At 61.6% G+C, this 18,110-nt stretch carries 13 protein-coding genes; 6 read left to right on the top strand and 7 right to left on the bottom strand.

The genetic code is table 11. The features are described 5' to 3' along the window. Positions 1–82: 82 nt before the first annotated feature. The 4 genes from murA to G5S37_RS16225 form a co-directional block, all read right to left on the bottom strand. The gene (gene murA / locus G5S37_RS16240) at positions 83–1,351 is read right to left on the bottom strand and encodes a UDP-N-acetylglucosamine 1-carboxyvinyltransferase (RefSeq protein ID WP_165205512.1); all 1,269 of its coding nucleotides are present in this window, start codon (positions 1,349–1,351) and stop codon (positions 83–85) included. Between the two features lie 29 nt (positions 1,352–1,380). Beyond that, positions 1,381–2,262: a peptide chain release factor N(5)-glutamine methyltransferase gene (prmC, locus tag G5S37_RS16235; protein ID WP_165205511.1), complete on the bottom strand. Its 882-nt coding sequence runs from the start codon at positions 2,260–2,262 to the stop codon at positions 1,381–1,383. A 14-nt stretch (positions 2,263–2,276) separates the two neighbouring features. Next, a complete protein-coding gene (secA, locus tag G5S37_RS16230) occupies positions 2,277–5,495 on the bottom strand; it encodes a preprotein translocase subunit SecA (protein WP_165205510.1) in 3,219 nt (1,072 codons plus the stop codon). Between the two features lie 311 nt (positions 5,496–5,806). After that, positions 5,807–6,202, bottom strand: a complete 396-nt coding sequence (locus G5S37_RS16225; RefSeq protein ID WP_165205509.1) for a hypothetical protein — start codon at positions 6,200–6,202, stop codon at positions 5,807–5,809. Positions 6,203–6,382: 180 nt separating this feature from the next. Between G5S37_RS16225 and G5S37_RS16220 the strand changes: the two genes are divergently transcribed. Next, positions 6,383–7,660, top strand: coding sequence for a low temperature requirement protein A (locus tag G5S37_RS16220; RefSeq protein WP_165205508.1), 1,278 nt, complete (start codon positions 6,383–6,385; stop codon positions 7,658–7,660). On the opposite strand, the gene G5S37_RS16215 is transcribed toward G5S37_RS16220, so the two are convergent. The 3 genes from G5S37_RS16215 to G5S37_RS16205 are packed head-to-tail and all read right to left on the bottom strand — an operon-like array spanning position 7,657 to position 12,050. Continuing rightward, positions 7,657–8,484, bottom strand: a complete 828-nt coding sequence (locus tag G5S37_RS16215) for a hypothetical protein (protein ID WP_165205507.1) — start codon at positions 8,482–8,484, stop codon at positions 7,657–7,659. The genes G5S37_RS16220 and G5S37_RS16215 overlap by 4 nt on opposite strands. Positions 8,485–8,528: 44 nt before the next feature. Further along, positions 8,529–9,932: an exosortase/archaeosortase family protein gene (locus G5S37_RS16210; RefSeq protein ID WP_165205506.1), complete on the bottom strand. Its 1,404-nt coding sequence runs from the start codon at positions 9,930–9,932 to the stop codon at positions 8,529–8,531. Next, positions 9,933–12,050 (bottom strand): VIT and VWA domain-containing protein, encoded by a 2,118-nt coding sequence (locus tag G5S37_RS16205; protein ID WP_165205505.1) that lies wholly within the window; start codon positions 12,048–12,050, stop codon positions 9,933–9,935. A gap of 209 nt (positions 12,051–12,259) precedes the next feature. Between G5S37_RS16205 and G5S37_RS16200 the strand changes: the two genes are divergently transcribed. The 5 genes from G5S37_RS16200 to lysA all read left to right on the top strand — a co-directional run bounded on the left by G5S37_RS16200 (position 12,260) and on the right by lysA (position 18,108). Next, positions 12,260–13,927, top strand: coding sequence for an FAD-dependent protein (locus tag G5S37_RS16200; protein ID WP_165205504.1), 1,668 nt, complete (start codon positions 12,260–12,262; stop codon positions 13,925–13,927). A 106-nt stretch (positions 13,928–14,033) separates the two neighbouring features. Further along, positions 14,034–14,411 carry a hypothetical protein gene (locus tag G5S37_RS16195; RefSeq protein ID WP_165205503.1) on the top strand — a complete coding sequence of 126 codons (378 nt, stop codon included), beginning with the start codon at positions 14,034–14,036 and terminating at the stop codon, positions 14,409–14,411. A 231-nt stretch (positions 14,412–14,642) separates the two neighbouring features. Further along, on the top strand, positions 14,643–15,014 hold the full coding sequence (gene rplS, locus G5S37_RS16190) for a 50S ribosomal protein L19 (protein ID WP_165205502.1): 372 nt from the start codon (positions 14,643–14,645) through the stop codon (positions 15,012–15,014). Positions 15,015–15,218: 204 nt separating this feature from the next. Then, positions 15,219–16,538, top strand: coding sequence for a glycosyltransferase family 4 protein (locus tag G5S37_RS16185; protein WP_165205501.1), 1,320 nt, complete (start codon positions 15,219–15,221; stop codon positions 16,536–16,538). Positions 16,539–16,821: 283 nt separating this feature from the next. Further along, the gene (gene lysA, locus G5S37_RS16180) at positions 16,822–18,108 is read left to right on the top strand and encodes a diaminopimelate decarboxylase (protein WP_165205500.1); all 1,287 of its coding nucleotides are present in this window, start codon (positions 16,822–16,824) and stop codon (positions 18,106–18,108) included. Positions 18,109–18,110 lie beyond the last annotated feature (2 nt).

The raw sequence follows: 18,110 nt of genomic DNA, 5'->3' as shown, positions 1-18,110 counted from the left end.
AAAGGGGCCGAAGAAATTTTTCGGCCCCTCTGATCGGAATTGAGTCAACTTGGACTGAGCCAGCAGACTGGCGAAATACCGCCTACTCCTTCGCCCGCTGCAGCACCGCGCCAAGCGTGGCGAGCTTCTCATCGAGGTGCTCGTAGCCGCGGTCGATGTGGTAGAGGCGGTGCACTTCGGTGGTGCCCTTGGCATTCAAGGCGGCGAGCACCAAGGCAGCGGAGGCGCGCAGGTCACTGGCCATCACGGGTGCACCGCTCAGTTGGGGAACCCCGGTGATGCGGGCGGTGTCGCCTTCCATTTCGATGCTGGCTCCCATGCGCTTGAGCTCAGGCACGTGCATGAAGCGCTGGGGGAAGATGGTCTCACGCGCGGTGCTCAGCTGACCTTGAAGAGTGCAAGCCAACGCACAGAACTGCGCCTGCATGTCCGTGGGGAACCCGGGGTAGGGGCGGGTGGTGAAGTGGAAGCCCTTGAGGTCGCCGTTGCCGGGCATCACGGTCACCGTGTCATCGGCAATGGCCACGTCGTAGCCGCAACCCAGCAGAACGTCCGTGGTGGTCTTGAGGTGGGCAGGATTCACGCGGCGGACCATGACGCCATCACCGCAAATCGCGCCAGCGACCAGGAAGGTGCCAGCTTCAATACGATCCGGAATGACGGTGTGCTCGGCGCCGTGAAGCTCTTCCACGCCTTCCACCACGATGCGTGTGGTGCCAGCGCCTTCGATCTTCGCGCCCATCTTGATGAGGAAATTCGCGAGGTCTTCCACTTCAGGCTCGGCAGCAGCGCCTTCGATGATGGTCGTGCCCTTCGTGAGCACGGCCGCCATGAGCACATTGTCGGTACCCAGCACGGTGGAGCCGAACTTGCCCGAGAGATTCATGGTCGTGCCCTTGAGAGGCTCGGTGGCTTCAATGTGAATGTTGCCGCCATCCATCTGCACCTTGGCTCCGAGGTATTCGAGACCCTTGAGGTGGAGGTCCACCGGACGGTCACCGATGACGCAGCCGCCGGGCATGGAGACCACGGCCTTGCGCAGGCGTCCGGTGAGAGGGCCCATCACGCAGATCGAGGCGCGCATTTTACGCACGAGATCGTAGGGCGTGTCGGAGATGATCTTCTCCGCCTTGATGTGCATGGTGCCGCTGGCTCGCTCCACTTCGGCGCCGAGCTCGCGCAGGATCTGCAGCATGTAGTTCGTATCGCTGAGATCCGGCACCTGGCGGATGATGCATTCGTCCTTGGTCAGCAGCGTGGCCGCGAGAATGGGCAGCGAGGAGTTTTTCGAGCCGCTGATGGTTACCTTGCCGCGCAGACGGGTGCCTCCTTGGACGATGAGCTTTTGCATGGGATGGGTTCCGGGGGGATGGTTCGGTGTCAGGATTCTTCTATCGCTGCGGGAGGCGTGCCGGGATGCCGGGCAAAAACAAAACGATCGATGCCGGGAAGGTCGCGGTGTGTCTGAATGTCCGTGAAACCGAGACTTTGCAAGCGCTCGCTCACACGAAGTGCCTGGTCGTGGTGCAGCTCGAGGGCGATCAGACCGCCGGGGCTCAGGTGCTGGGGTGCCTCGGCGAGGAGGCGGAAGATGATGTCCAGCCCGGAGGGACCGCCATCCAGGGCCAGTGTGGGGTCGCGGCGCACCTCGCGGCTCAGCTCTGCCAGCTCACCCGCGGGAATGTAGGGAAGGTTCGCCACGATGAGGTCGAAGGTGGCGCCGGAGAGTTTTTCAAAGAGGTCACTGCGCACCAGCTTCACGGCATGGGCGGAGAGACCGGCACGCTCGACATTCAGCCGGGCGAGTTCAAGGGCGTCCTCTGAGAGGTCCACCAGCGTCACCGCGGCACCCGGCCACGCCTTCGCCAGTGAGAGGCCGATGCAGCCACTGCCGGTGCCCACATCCAGCACACTTGCGGGGTGGTCCTTGGAATGATGATGCTCCGTGAGCAGATGCACGAAGTGCTCTGTCTCGGGGCGGGGGATGAGAGCCCGGTGGTCGCACACGAACTCGCTGCCGTGAAACTCCACGGTGCCCAGCAGGTGCTGGAGCGGCTCGCCCTCGCCGCGCCGCTTCGTGAGTTCACGAAGCGGCTGCAGCTCAGACTCGTTCAGCTGTTGATCGAAGCGCAGGTACAGATCCAGCCGCCGGCACCCGAGGACGTGTGCCAGCAGATGTTCCATGTTCAGCCGGGCCTCCTCCACGCCGCGCTTGGCAAGGTACTCAGTGCCGGATTGCAGCGTTTCGAGGAGGGGCTTCATGGTCATGCGTCACGTCACGCAGCGCGTCCGCAGCAGGACTTGTACTTTTTGCCGCTACCACACGGGCAGGGGTCATTGCGGCCCACCTTGGGAACTTCACGCTTGAGCGGAATGGTGATGCGCGGACCCTGCTCCACGGGCTCTCCACCGTCGTCGTCGCCCGATTGGGCGGCTTGTTGGGGACGGGGGCTCTGCACGGGCTGGGTATCCGGACCTTCCTGCTTCGCTCGCATCATGCTCTGGCGCAGGTGCTCCATGAACATCTGCAGGCGTTCGTGGCTGCGGAAGAGATTGCTCAGGGCACGGTTCTGGATGTTGCCCATGAGTTCTTCGAACATCACGTACGCTTCCGCCTTGAACTCCACGAGCGGATCCTTCTGGCCGTAGGAGCGGAGGTGCACGCCTTCGCGCAGGCCGTCCATGGCATAGAGATGCTCCTGCCAGAGTTCATCAATGGCCTCGAGCAGGATGACGCGCTCGCTCTCCTGGAGGAGCTGCGGCAGCACGCCGGTGGTTTTCAGATCATAGGCGCGCTTGATGCGCTCAATGAGGAACTGGCAGATGCCATCGAAGTCCTTCTTCTCAAACGCAGCCTCCTTCTCGGTGATGCCGAGGGGGAAGGTGTTGTTCGCCCAGTTCAGCAGCGCTTCGTAAGCAGGGGGTTCGTCACCGCTCTTTTCCTTGGGCACGAATTCCTCGACCTTCGCGGGGACGGCCTTTTCCACGACTTCATCGAGGAGCAAACGGGGATCCGGGCTGGTGAGAACTTCGTTGCGATAGGTGTAGACCACATCGCGCTGGTTGTTCATCACGTCGTCATACTCCAGCACGCGTTTACGGGAGAGGTAGTTCCGCTGTTCCACGCGCTTCTGCGCGGTTTCCACGGACTTGTTCAGCCAGGGGTGTTCGAGTTCCTGGCCTTCCTCCATGCCGAAGCGCTCCATGATCTTCGTCATGCGCTCGGCGGCGCCGAAGTTGCGCATGAGGTCGTCTTCGAAGCTGATGAAGAACTTGCTCTGGCCCGGGTCACCCTGACGCGCGCAACGACCACGCAACTGGCGGTCCACGCGGCGGCTCTCATGGCGCTCCGTGCCCAGCACGAAGAGACCACCCAGTTCGGCGACGCCTTCACCCAGCTTGATGTCCGTACCACGACCGGCCATGTTGGTGGACACGGTCACGGCGCCCTTCTGTCCGGCGCGCGCGACGATCTCCGCCTCCTGGCGGTGGTACTTCGCGTTCAGCACGGCGTGGGGAATCTTCTGCAGCTTCAGCAGTCGCGAAACCGTCTCGGACGTTTCCACGCTCGCGGTACCGATGAGCAGCGGCTGGCCCGCGGCGTGACGCTCCTGGATGAGCTTCAGCACCGAGTTGAACTTCTCACGGCGCGTTTTGAAGATGGCGTCGTTCGTGTCCTTGCGCAGGATGGGGCGGTTCGTCGGGATGCTCAGCACATCGAGGCCATAGATGTCATGGAACTCGGCGGCGTCCGTCTCGGCGGTACCGGTCATGCCGCCCAGCTTTTGATAGAGGCGGAAGTAGTTCTGAATCGTGATGGTCGCCAGGGTCTGTGTTTCCTGGTCGATGTGCACGCCTTCCTTGGCTTCCACGGCCTGGTGCAGGCCATCGCTCCAGCGGCGACCGGGCATCTCACGGCCCGTGTTTTCATCCACGATGATGACCTTGTTGTCGTGCACCACGTATTCCTTGTCCTTTTCGTAGAGGCAGTACGCGCGCAGGAGCTGGCTGATGTTGTGGATGCGCTGGCCGGCCACGTCGAGCTTGGCCTGCATGTCGGAGCGCTTCTGCACCTTCTGGGATTCCACCAGGGAGGTGTCATTGTCGATGTCGACATAGGCGCTCGCGAGGTCGGGAAGCACGAAGGCGTCCGGGTCATCAGGATTGAGGAAGGAACGGCCCATTTCGCTGAGGTCAGCATCGTGGGTCTTCTCTTCGATTGTGTAGTAGAGTTCTTCCTTCAGCGCGAAGAGTTCGGTCTTCTGAGTGTCCTGGTAGAAGCTCAGCTCGCTCTTCTGCAGGGCGCGGCGCTTGTCCGGGTCCTCCATGGAGCGCAGGAGGGCGCGGTTCTTCGGCTGGCCAAGACGCACCTGGAAGAGCTTGCGACCGCCCTGTTCCGTTTCGCCTTTCTCGAAGTGTTCATTGGCCTCGGTTGCGAGGCGGGTGCACAACGCATTCTGGCGGCGCACGAGCTGCTCCACGAGCGGCTTGAAGCGGTCATACTGGTGCGAGCTGGCCGTGGCTACGGGGCCACTGATGATGAGCGGCGTGCGCGCTTCGTCGATGAGCACGGAGTCCACTTCGTCGATGATGGCGAAGTAGTGGCCGCGCTGCACCTGGTGGTCCTTGCTGCGGGCCATGCCGTTGTCGCGCAGGTAGTCGAAGCCGAATTCACTGTTCGTTCCGTAGGTGATATCCGCCTGGTACTGGTCACGACGCAGATCGGGCGACTGGTCATTCTGGATACAACCCACGGTGAGGCCGAGGAATTTGTACAGTGTGCCCATCCACTCCGAGTCACGTCGGGCGAGGTAGTCGTTCACCGTAATGACGTGCACGCCACGACCGGTGAGGGCGTTCAGGTACACGGGGAGGGTACCCACAAGGGTCTTACCTTCACCGGTGGCCATTTCCGCGATCATGCCACGGTGCAGGGCAGTGCCGCCGATGAGCTGCACGTCGAAGTGCGTCATCTGCCAGGTCAGGGGCTGGTCGCTCACAGTGATCTCGCGACCGGCGAGACGGCGGGCACCGTTCTTCACCACGGCGTAGGCTTCGGGGAGAATTTCGGCAAGGATGTCCTGCTCGATCTGGGCGAAGCGGGGGGCGATTTCCGTGTAGGCATCGCGAGCCTGCTCAATGCGGGCTTTCTTCTTCTCAAGCGACTCACCGGACCAGGAGCGCTCTTCCACGAGGGCCTGGTCCAGGCTCGGGAAGTGTTCCTTCAGCGCGGCGAACTTGCCGGCTACCTCGCGGAGGCAGGCATCGACCTGCTCGTCATCCGCGATGCGGAGCCAGACACCGGCGAGGAAGTTCGGCTCATGAAAGGCGCGGAAGCGGTCCTGCCAGGCGGCGGTGCGCTCACGGAGGTACTCTTCGGGACGGCCTTTGAGTGCTTCTTCGTGCTTGTTAATCTCGTGGACGACCGGCCAGAGCTTTTTGACGGCTCGCTGGTTCTTCGTGCCGAGAATTTTCTTTAGAATCCATTCAAACATGACTGAAAATAGGGAAGGGGGTGGAGAAAGAGGGTGGGTAGATTGACTCGAAAGTTCCGCCGCGCAAGTCACGCGGACGGCAGATCGCCATCTGAAAAACCAGCGGGAACCCCGGGACATCGCGGACTCATTAAAGAACCGGCGACGGGCGTGCTGTCGATTGCTCACTGGCATCTGGGATGCCCGGCTCAGCGCGCCGTGGGGGTGTGGATGTCCCACGTGATGATTCGGCCCCCAAAAAAGTGCAAAGCATGGATCCCTTGATTAAGGATCCGCCTCTGTCGATGGCGAAGGGGCCGGGTGACTTCCGCTTACCCTACGCGCTCGCGGCAGTAGTCACTGGTCCGCACCGCGCGTTCGTGGCTTGTGCGGCTCCGCAGTAATTCATAGGCCTTGGTCGGAGCGGAGGTCTCCTCCTGCTCAGGCACTGCAACCACAGCGCTGGAGAGGCAGAAGGGCATGGCCTTGGCGAAATGCCAGGTGCCGGTCCTCTTCTTTTTCTCAGTCCAGACGAAGCCCGCGGAGGTCTTGCCGCTGGACTCGGACGCCGTTTGCTGCGTCGAGCGGCGATGAGGCATCTGCACCGGGGTACCCCAGTTTGTCTGCGCCACGTGCGTAGCAAACTGCTCCGCGCATCCGCTGACGAGGATCGTCGCGAAGGTGAGGAGTGCTAGTCTGAGCGCCGGCTGCTGCATGAAACGGGACATGACACTACAGCACATTTTTCAGTGTGCAGGAATAAATTACGTTACGAAATGGGCGGGTGGGGAGTTGCTGGGAATCAGAGGTAGTGAAGCCGGGTAGATACTGGTGCGGCGTACCTCTCATCCCCCTTGCCGCCGTGCAATACCGGATCTACGTGGTCCGCAGCCCCTTGACCCCCAGCCATGAGCAGCAGCGAGCCGACCAGTCCTGAGCCTGAATCCCTGAGTCACCACCGGCGGCGGATGGGTGGGCGTGATCGACATGAGGCGCACCGGGTGGCGACTCCGCTGGAGCTTCTCTTTGACCTGACTTTCGTGATCGCGTTTGGCCTGGCCGCATCTCAGTTCGCTCATGCAATGGCTGAGGGGCACTACGGGGCCGGTTTGCTGGGATTTGGCTTTGCGAGCTTTGCCATCAGTTGGGCGTGGATCAATTTCTCGTGGTTCTCCTCGGCGTACGACACGGACGACTGGATTTTTCGCGTGGTGACCATGGTGCAGATGATTGGAGTGCTCGTGCTGGCGATTGGCCTGCCGCCCATGTTTGCCTCGATTGAGCACGGGGAGCATCTGGATAATTCAACCATGGTACTCGGCTATGTGATCATGCGTGTGGCCATGGTGACCCAGTGGTTGCGCGCGGCGAAGCAGGATCGCTCACGCCGCCGTGCCTGCCTCACCTATGCGACCGCCATTTCGGTGGCGCAGATTGGCTGGCTGGTGCAGGTCTTTCTGGATTTCCCGGTGGGAGTGTCCGTGATCTTTGCGGTGATTCTCGCGGTCATTGAGATGCTCGGACCCTATATCGCTGAACGCAGGGATGGAGGCACGCCCTGGCATGCGCATCACATTGCTGAGCGGTACAGTTGTTTCGCCATCATTGCGCTGGGCGAAGGTGTGGTGGGTAGCGTGGCCACCTTATCCGCGGTGGTGGAGGAGAATGGGTGGACGATGGACACGGCCCTGGTCGGCATCGCCGGTACTGGCCTGACTTTTGGCATGTGGTGGGTGTATTACATGCTGCCCTCCGCCGAGATTCTGCACACGCACCGGAATCGCTCTTTTGTGTGGGGCTACGGCCTGATCTTGGTCATCGCCTCCATCGTGGCGACCGGTGCCGGATTGCATGCGGCGGCCTACTTCATTGAGCACAAGGCGCACATCGGTCCGGTGGCGACCGTCTTTACGGTGGCCATTCCGGTGGCGCTGTTTCTCGGGGGCATCTATGCCCTCTACTTCTACCTGGTGCGGCGCATTGAGCCCTTGCACGTGTGGTTGCTGACCGGGACGCTGGCAGTGATTGGCATTGCGGTGGTGGCCGCGAGTCTTGGCGTGGGAATGGCAACGTGCCTGGTGATCGTGATGCTGGCTCCGGTGGTGACGGTAGTCGGCTACGAGGTGCAGGGGCATCGCTATCAAGCCGAGGCCCTCGCGAAGCAGACGGGGTCAGCGGGGCATTAGGCAGCCGGGTGCTCTTCGGAGCCTGGCGCTGCTGGCCATGCGAGGATCCATGCAGTCACCTGCTCGGGCGTCACCTGGTAATCACGCGTGACAATTTCATTGCGGATAGCTTCCTTCACGAGGCCGACTTCTTTGCCCACGAGTTCAGGCCGGGCCTCCATGATGCGTCGCCCATCGATGAGTGCCGAAAGGCGTGACTCACGCTCCAGTTCGGCCTGTGCCTTCACATAGAGTTCTTCCACACGCAGCATGCGTGCGGTGAAGGCGGGCTCATCCCAGAGGTGCATGCGCACTTTTTCATCCGCCTTCACGACATGGAACAGTGTGAGCCAGTTCGGGTGCGAGCGCAGGGGCAGCAGTTTGCGACCACTGAGTTGATCCAGCTTGTGACCGATCATGTGCATTTCCATGCCGAACTCAATCGCCCGGCGCTCCTCACTCGTGAAGCCTACGCGCTCAGTGATGCCTGCAAACACCGGCAACCCGGCGGATTCATGTCCGTAGTAGTGCACCCGGCCATCGTCGCCGTAAGAGCGCGTCACGCCTTTGCCGATGTCATGGAAGAGGATGGCAAGATTCGTCACCGGGTCATCGGACTCGGATGCTTCCACGCACAGGAGCACATGCTCCCACACACCGCCTTCGGGATGGTGGATGGGGTTGTGCTCCAGACCTTGCAACGCCTTCAGTTCTGGCAGGTGCGTTGCCAGCGAGCCGTTCTCATCCAGCGCACGCACATGCTCTGCCAGACGCCAGCCATGGACGGCGGCGTGGAGCAGGGAGGCGCGACTGACTTCCATGGTGAGGACGAGGGGAGTAGGCAAGATACCATCAGAGGTGTTTGCGTGCAAATGATGGTGAAATGTCTTCAGTGCGGAGACGTAGGTGCATCAGCGACACGCATCACTGTCACCGCCATCCAGGGTCCGGAGTCGGGCTCCCACAGAGCATTCCAGTACCATGCAGAGACATCGGTAAAAGCATCGCCGTTGGTGAATGCGGATGGTGTGATGCGTTCGGTGACAAGATAACGAGTGCCGGAACGGAGGGCGAGGAAGCTGCCCCAGGTACGATCGTCCGCGTCTCGGAATACGGGTTGGTGCGATATCTGCCAGCCCATGGCACGCAGGCAATCGGCGCTGGAATGCAGACGACGCGTTGCTTGCGTGACGTGGCGCATGATGATCTCCGCATCACCACACTGGAAGCGGGCAATGGCGCCGGGGAAGGAGTACGCGAATTGCTCCTCCCGCGCGGAAAGCGGCAGACGTCGCAGAGGTACGCCATCAAAAGTAGCGGGCCAATCGGTGAAGGTGGAGGTGTATGGACCGGAGACGCGCTCTGATCGCTGGGATGACGGAGTGGAGAAGGCACCGCTGACATGCGCGATACTAAAGCCCGCTATTAACGCGATGACCGCGGCAACACCTCCGATGAACTGGTGACGGAGCAGCGAATGACCGAGGGCAGGGCGATCGTGAGGCATCTCTGTGCTCTGCCGAGTGCGAGGGAACTTGCGTGCCAGCCAGCCATCGCACTGTAGCAACATCACAAGCAGGCAGGCGTGAGAAGCGAGGCCGACGGCGTTGTGGGTCCAGTGCGGCCAGCTGACATGCCCGGACTCGGGGAAAAAGAGAATCGTGGCCCGGAAGGCATTCGCCAGCACGACACCGATGAGGGCCACAGCAGCGAGAGACACAGTGTGCCACAGGGTGGCCCGCTGACGAGCGGAGAAGAAGGCTGCCACGAAGAGTCCCGTCCACAGCATGCGTACTCCGGCGCAGGGAGGATCCACGCCAACGAGGGCATTGTGGTGCTCCAGCATCACGCCGGAACGTATGACATCGAGGCCGATGAATTGCAGAGTGCGTGTGCTGATTTCTGCGGTGACCAATCGCAGTGGATAGCCGGCATAGAAATCCAAAGCGGCGAGCAGCGGCAGGGAAAGCAGAAGCAGCAGGACAATCCCGCTCGCACTGCGACGGTTGTGTACTCCGCAGGCGATGAAAAACACCGACAGTGCACCAAGCATCAGCGGCGCCCGGTGAAGGAGTGCGAGCTGGGCGAGAACGAGCGTGCATGCTCCGGCGAACAACACCCATGGCCTCAGTGCCAGGTCGCGGCGCTCTCTCCAGATGAAGCACAGCGCTGCCGCGAGTGCGAGAAGGCCGAGCGGTTCATCCGAGCCATCTGTGGTGCGGCGAATGTACCAGTCAATCACCGGTACATTCGCCACGAGGAAAGCGGGGAGCGCGAGTTGCCGGAAGGTCATTCAGACAATCCGTGGTTTTCCGCTGAGCTCACGATGGCGGTGGAAGAGCACCGCAGCGAGAGCAAGGAACAGCAGCAGCGTGGTGGCAGGCTCAGGCACGGCGCCAGTCACCGTGCCACCGTTCGCAGCGATCACCACCGGCTGGCCACCTCCGCCACCCACGGCGCCGTTGCCCACGCCTTGGGGAAGTGGCAGGGGTTGCTGCACCGTTTGGGCGTCCGCACTGGCCAGCACGGCTCGGGGTGTTTCGTCCACACCGACGAAGGAGGTGTACTCGGTGAGGAGTTCATAGGTCACGCCAAGATTGGCGATTTCCTTTGCAGCTTCGTCGTCGGTGCCGCCGCCCCGCTGGTTGCTGGCGATGGCGCCCTCATCAGCAAGCGTACGCACTTTCTCACGAGCCCAGAGCGGACGTAGGGCTGGATTGTCCAACCCTTTGGCGGCTTCGGTGGCCACATCGAAGGTGGCTTCATAAGGGGCACCGCCCGATTTGCCTTTGACGATGATGCGTCCCTTCGGCTCACCCTGCCACTTGCCGATAAGTTCGATGGCGCGGTTCGCAAAGATATCGGGGACGGTCTCGGGCTGTGACTGCTGGGCATCGAATCCCTCGTAGCGCACCTGGATGTCCGTGAGCAGGGGCGTGCTCACGTATTCCTGGAAACGTTTTGCGGCCTCGGGAGCTTCTTCCTTGTTCAGCACGACATAGGGTTCTCCCATGCCGGCATGAGCCAGCCCTTCAATCAGCCAGCGATTCACTGAGGTGCCGATGCCGAACGTGAAGACATTCGCCTTGCCCAGTTCGCGGCGTACGAGGCGGAAGGTCTCCTTCTCAATGTCCACGTAACCATCCGTCAGGACGATGATGCTTCGTGATACACCCTCCGCCTGTGGGAGTGCGAGGGCACGTTTGAGCGCTGCGAGCAGTTCGGTGCCGCCACCACCGCTTTGCCGGTCCACGAACTTGATGGCCCGGTCCACATTGGTCTTGTTGGCTGGCTGCGAAGTCGAGGCCATCACGTCACTGCCGGCGGCGAAGAGAAGCACGTTGAAGGTGTCCTGTGGGCGCAGACCTTTCAGCAGGCCGCGCATCAATTCCTTGGATGTGTCCATGGGGAAGCCGCCCATGCTGCCACTCACATCCACCACGAAGAGATAGTCACGAGGCGGCACCTCGGCGGGTTGCACGCGGGTGGGAGGCTGCATGTTCAGCAGGAAGAAGTTTTCCTTTTCACCCTTGTGCAGGAGCAGACCGCTGGCGACCTGCTGGCCTGCGAGTTGGTAGCGCAGGACGAAGTCACGATTGCCGGTGTCCTTGCCGGTGGCGAGGTTGACGGTGGCCTGGTCCTTGCCGGTGAATTTCACCTCGGCGGTGTCATGGCTCGGCGAGGCGAGTGATTGCAGCGGCATGCCTGCGCGCACGTTCACCTGCATGGCGAAGGTGGTCGGATTTGGCGTGCCCTCGCTGAGATAGGGATTCTGCACCCACTTCTCCGTCTGCGTGCCTTGATTGGAGTAGCGCGGTCCCACCACCGTGGGGAAGACGAACTCATGCACATGATTTGTGGCAGGCAGCTTCTCGCTGTAGTGCAGAATAACGCGGACCTCGTCACCGGGCTGGATGTTCGCCACACTCATCTGGAAGACATTGGGCCGGTGCTCTTCCAGCAGGGACGCGGTCTTGTTTTCGCTCTTCGCCTTTTCGTAGGTGGCCTTGGCCTGTTGCTTCTCCTGCACCTTGGACTTGATGACGCGTCCGCCGATGTGCATCTCCACGCCATGCACGGCGGCGCGGGTGGAGGCGGGGAAGATGTAGGTGGCCTCGATGGGCTGCTTGCCGGTATTGGTGTAGACTTGTTCCACCTGCACATCCGCGATGACGCCGGCGATGCTCGCCTTCACGTCCGTGGACTTGAGCGGGAAGGCCTCCACATTCGGGTCGCCGCCCACCACTTTAAAGAAAGGGGAGAGCGTCTTTTCCGGTGGGCCGTCCCCGTAGGGGTGCGGCTGGGGTACCGCCATGGCGACACGGACCAGGCAGAGGACGGTCAGCGTGAGGGTGGTAAGAAAGCGGGTGCGTGTACCGGCAAGGGGTGGGGGCAGGCTTCGAGGTTGCATGGGGAGAATCGGGTTGTTTGCAGGGCCAGTCTCCCAAGCGGCCGTGAAACGATTGTGAAGCCCGGGTGAAACCGAGGTGAATTGGGCGTGAAGGGATTCTTTCTCAGCGCCTTTCAACCCTGGCATTGGACTAGGCCCAATCTGTGCTATCCCAAAGAGCACGACCCCACCTCGCGGCAACTGCGCGAGGCTTCCCATACCGCTCCTCCATGCTTCAAGTCAGCCAGCTTCGCCTTCCCGTGGATCATTCCGACAAGGATCTGCGCCGGGCACTCTCCAAAATCCTGGGCATCAAGCCCGACTTCATCCGTCGCGTCAAAGTGAAGCAGCGTGCGGTGGATGCACGGAAGCGTGATGAGGTGCTCTTCTGCTACACCCTGCTGGTCGAGGTGGACCGCGAGCAAGGCGTGCTGAAGCGTGCAGGCAAGCCGGGTCGCGTGGAGCTCGTGCCGGATGAGACGTATCGCGAACTGCCGGAGCCGCCTGCACCGGAGCCGGAGAAGGCTGCGAGTAGTGAGGGCACCCCTGCAGCTCCTGCGGCGCCTGTCATTCACAAGAAGCCGCGTGTGGTGGTGGTGGGCACGGGGCCGTGTGGCCTGCTGTGCGGTCTGCTGCTGGCGCGACAGGGATTCAAGCCCATCCTTCTGGAACGTGGCAAGGCCGCCGGTCCGCGAGCGCGTGACGTCACCGGCTTCTGGCGCCGTGGTCTGGACTTCAATTCCGACTCGAATGTGCAGTTCGGCGAAGGCGGCGCGGGCACGTTCTCAGATGGAAAGCTGTACACGCAGATCCGCGACCGTGAGCATCGCATCCCGTGGATTCTGCGCGAGTTGGTGAAGGCCGGAGCGCCGGAGGACATCCTGGTGAAGAGCCGTCCGCACATCGGCACGGACCGCCTTATTAAGGTAGTGCGCACCATTCGTGAGGAAATCATCGCGCTCGGTGGCGAAGTGCGGTTCGAGACGCGGGTGAAGGACGTGGTCCTTGAGAAAGGCGTCATGCGTGCCGTGGTGACGGCGGCAGGTGAGACCATCGAAGCAGACAAGTTTGTCTTCGCTATTGGTCACAGCTCGCGAGATACGTTTGAGGCGCTGCATGCGAAGGGGGTTCCTTTTGAGGCCAAGCCATTCTCCGTGGGCGTGCGCATCGAGCACCCGCAGGGGTTGGTGGACCGTTCGCAGTTTGGCCAGTGGGCAGGCGCCCCGAAGCTGGGCGCGGCGGCGTACAAGTTTGCCGTGCATGCCGCGACGGGGCGTACGGCCTACAGCTTCTGCATGTGCCCAGGTGGTCTGGTCGTCGCAGCCACGAGTGAGCCGGACATGGTGGTGACGAATGGCATGAGCAGCTACGCTCGCGCCGAGTCGAATGCGAACGCGGGCTTCATGGTGGATGTGAAGCCGGAGGACTTTCCCGCGAATGACCCGCTGGGTGGCATCAAGTTCCAGCGAGCGCTGGAGAGGAAGGCCTTTGCCATGGGTGGGTCAAACTACCGTGCGCCCGCCCAGCTCCTGGAGGATTTCATCAAAGGCAAGGCGAGCACAGGGCAGGGGAAAGTGAAGCCCTCCTACGAGCCGGGCGTTACTTGGGGAAATCTCCACGACCTGCTGCCGGACTACGTGTGCGAGACCTTGATCCAATCCGTGCCGCTCATTGAAAAAGGCCTGCGCGGATTCTCGCTTCCCGATGCTGTGCTCACGGGTGCCGAGACGCGGAGTTCCTCACCCGTGCGCATCCCACGTGACCCGGAGACCTGCGAATGTGTGAGCGTGAAAAACTTCCTGCCGGCAGGCGAAGGCGCGGGCTATGCGGGAGGCATCATCTCTGCCGCGGTGGATGGCATGCGGGTGGCCGAGATCCTGATTCACCAGGCGGTGTGAGGTGAGGCTCTGCGAAGTCACCGTCCTCGGGTCTGGTATTTGCTCGCCAGGATTTTTGATTTTCTCTAAGCTCGGTGAGTTCATCTTTCGCCCAGTCGTCCCGACTATGAAGCACCTCATTGTCCTCGCCCTCGCCCTGTTCTCTGTGTGTGCCGTGGGGTTGCACGCGGAGCTGCCGCCCAAGGCACCCCAGAAGGTCAGCACCGAGGCGGATTTCCGCCAGTTGCTACTCACGAACAAATGGTCGTGGCGGAACGTCTCTGCCGGCATCCCGGACCGGGAGTGCGTCTTCATGCCCGACGGAACCTTCCGCCACCCGAACTTCACCGCGAAGTTCACGATCAAGGACATCCACGTGGTGGACCTGAATCGGAAGGGCGGGGAACGTGCGGTGATGACCTTCAGCCCGGACTACATGACGTTCGAGGTCCTGGACTTCGACCAGAAGCGGCGGATTACCGGACAGCGGTTGCCTGCCAAGTAGTTGAAAATCAGGGGTTCTTGCCGGGAAGGGTAGAATCCCGCGGTGGTATTTTTCACTCCCTTGGTGTAGCCTTCCGAGGAAGGGCAGGGAAGCCGTCAGTCTTCGGGCGGGATAAAATTCCCTTCGCCTTTCCAAAACAAATCATTTGCACGGACTGCATTCTCTGCCACTATCTCGCCCCCTTTCCCCGTCTTGCGGGGGCAATATTCTTTCCGACACCGCACCCGAGCCATGAACCCTATCATCAGCAAAATCCAGGACGAGCAGAAGAAGTCGAACATCCCTGACTTCGGCCCTGGCGACACCGTCAAGGTTCACACCCGCGTGGTGGAAGGTGACAAGGAGCGCGTGCAGGTCTTTGCAGGCATCGTGCTGGCCCGCCGCAACGGCAACAACCTGAATGCCGCTTTCACCGTTCGCAAGATCTCCTACGGCGAAGGCGTGGAGCGCGTGTTCCCCCTGCACACCCCCCGTATCTCCAAGATCGAAATCGTGAAGCGCGGCAAGGTCCGTCGTGCGAAGCTCCACTACCTGCGCAAGCGCCAGGGCAAGGAAGCTACGCTCGTGAAGCTTCTCGACGACCGTCAGGACGACCAGGCCTAAGCCTCTGCAGTCAACTTTTCGAAAAAGCCGGATGGGATTTCCCTCCGGCTTTTTCTTTTGCACACGTATCAAGCAGAAGAGAAGGGAGCGCATTTTGCTGCGTTCTTCTTCTTCACGTTCTGTTGCCAAAGGCTTCGTGTGTGCCCATTAGTGCCTTCCTTTTCCTCCTTGTAGTCACCTTACGCTGTCTGTCCTCGATCTCCCATGCGCGTCCTTCAACTGACTCCCGGCACCGGCTCCTTCCACTGCGGAAGCTGCCTGCGCGACAATGCCCTCATCAAGGCGCTGCGAGCGCGCGGGCATGATGCTCTGCTGCTCCCGCTCTATCTCCCGCTGGTGACGGATGCGGATGAGGCCAATCCGGAGCAGGCGGTGCGTGTGGGCGGGGTGGGATTGTACCTGCAGCACAAGTTTTCCTTCTTCCACAAGCTGCCGAAGTTTGTGCATCGCTGGGTAAACTCCGAGTCCATCCTGCGCTGGGCTTCCACGAAGCTGGGCATGACCAGCGCCCGCGACCTGGGTGAGATGACCGTGGGCAGCCTGGAGGGTGAGAAAGGGAAGCAGTGGCCCGTGTGGAATGAACTCGTGGACTGGATCTGCGAGAGTGCGAACGCGGATGTCATCTGCCTTTCCAATGCGCTCCTCATCGGCCTGGCGCCGGCCATTGCCCGCCGTACCGGGAAGCCCATCGTCTGCGCGTTGCAGGGAGAGGATGCGTTCGTGGATACCTTGATCGAGCCCTACCGCAGCCAGGCGTGGGCGCTGCTGCAGGAGAACGCAAAGTACGTGACGAAGTTCATCTCGCCGAGCAAGTTCTACGCGGAGGTGATGAGCAAGAAGCTCGCTGTGGGACCCGAGGCCATGGCCGTGGTGCCGAATGGCATCAACTTCGAGACCTTCCTGCCCATCCGCTCCACGCAGGAGCCGCCAAGCCCGACCATCGGCTACCTCGCGCGGATGATTCATGGGAAGGGTCTCACCACGCTGGTGGATGCCTTCATCCTGCTTGCGAAGAAAAAATCTGTCCCCGGTGCCCGCCTGCGCATCGCTGGCACGAAGACCGAGGCAGATGACAAGTACATCGCCGAGTTGCAGAAGAAGATTCGCGCCGCCGGGTTTGAGAACCGTGTGACTTGGGAGCCGAACCTGAGCTTTGAGCACAAGGTCCAGTTCCTCCACGAGCTCTCGGTCCTGTCCGTACCTGCCACCTACGGCGAGGCCTTCGGCCTGTACATTGCCGAAGCGCAGGGCGTGGGCGTCCCCGTGGTGCAGCCGCGCCATGGCGCTTTTCCGGAAATCCTTGAAGTCACCCAGGGCGGCGTGATTTGTGATCCCGATGATCCGCAGGCGCTGGCCACTGCTTTGGAGGAGTTGCTGAAGGACGACGCCCGCCGTCACCAGATGGCAGCCACCGCGAAGGTGAATGCCCGCGCGCACTTCTCCTCTGCGAAGATGGCGGAGAACTTCGAGAAAGTGCTGCAGGAGGTGGCGACGTCGGCAGCGAAGGTGGCTCAACCGGTGTGACCAACTGAAGGATTAGCCGCAAAAAGACGCAAAAGGCTCAAAAAGGATTCTTCAGTGGTGAGGCGACGCGCCGTGGACTTTGAAAGTTGGATATCGAGAAGTGACTGGTCTCACGAGGCTGCGAATGACTGTGAGTGTCATGTAACCCAACAGCTCAACCCTTTGTGCCTTTTGCGTCTTTTTGCGGCTACCCTTTCCGGATTAACCCCACAGCACCGACCATCACCCCACACTTGCACGACCTCCCAGCCCGGCTTAACTCACAGGCCGCCTTTCGCTTTCCATGACACTGAATCCTGAGCTCCTTCGCAAGCTTGCCCAGACGGCAGGCACGCCCTTCTGGCTGTATGACGCCGCGACCCTGCGCCAGCGCATCGCCGACATCAAATTCATCACCGACAGCCCCGGTGTGCAGGCGCGCTTTGCCATGAAGGCATGCCCGGCCACGAAGATCCTGCAGGAGATGCAGAAGGCGGGCATCTGGATCGATGCGGTGTCCGGCAATGAAGTGCTGCGCGCTTTGGCGGCCGGATACCAAGGTGGGCAGGAGCCTGCTCAGGTGGCGCTTACCTGCGACGTCTTCCGCGACAACGCGCTCGACGTGGTGCTGAAGCACGGTGTGTTGCCGAACATCGGCAGCCCCGGGCAGATTCAAGACCTCGTGAAGGCGGGCTACAAGGGTGGCATCTCCGTGCGCGTGAACCCGGGCTTCGGCCATGGCCACGTGAACGCATGCGACACCGGCGGTCCCAGCTCGAAGCACGGCATCTGGTTCGAAGACTTCGCGGAAATCAACAAGGCGGCACAGGCGGCGGGATTCCCTATCCACATGCTGCACGCGCACATCGGCAGCGGTCCGCAGTTTGATGAGCTGGTGGATAACCTCACGCAGCTTGCGGAGGAGTTTGCTTCATTCCTGCCGCAGCTTCCAGACCTCCGCTCGGTGAGCCTCGGCGGTGGCATCCCGCACAACTATCGCGACCAGCACGCGAAGGTGCCGCTGGAGCGCTTGAAGAAGCTCTTTGCCGATTGCCGTGAGCGTCTCGTCGCAGCCGAAGGACGCCCCATCGGATTGGAGATTGAGCCGGGCCGCTATTACGTGGCGCCGACCTGCATCCTCGTGGCTCAGGTCACGGATGTGAAGCGCACACGCGACAATGCCAAGGGCGCCGGCGCGACGTTTGCGATGGTGGATGCCGGTTTCGTGGACCTCGTGCGTCCCGCGATGTACGGCTCCTACCACCGCATCACCGTGCTGCCGCATGATGGCGCCGAGCGTCCGGAAGTGCCCATCGTGGTGGCTGGTCCTCTTTGCGAAAGCGGCGACGTCTTCACGCGAGACGACCAGGAACTCCTGCAGCCCCGCGACCTTCCGCAGCCTGAAGCAGGCGACTTGCTCGTGCTTCACGATGCCGGTGCCTATGGCTACGCGATGAGCAGCAACTACAACTCCATCGGCCGCGCGCCTCAGCTCTGGCTGGAAGAGGACGGGTCGGTGCAGATGATTTCGCGCCGTGAAAAGCTGGAAGACCTGCTGAAGGCGGAGTGCTCGGAGAAGGTGGCGGTCTAATC

The organism is Roseimicrobium sp. ORNL1 (assembly GCF_011044495.1).
Taxonomy (GTDB): Bacteria; Verrucomicrobiota; Verrucomicrobiia; order Verrucomicrobiales; family Verrucomicrobiaceae; genus Roseimicrobium.
Note: the sequence above shows the minus strand (reverse complement) of the source record. Positions and strands in the feature narration are given on the sequence as shown.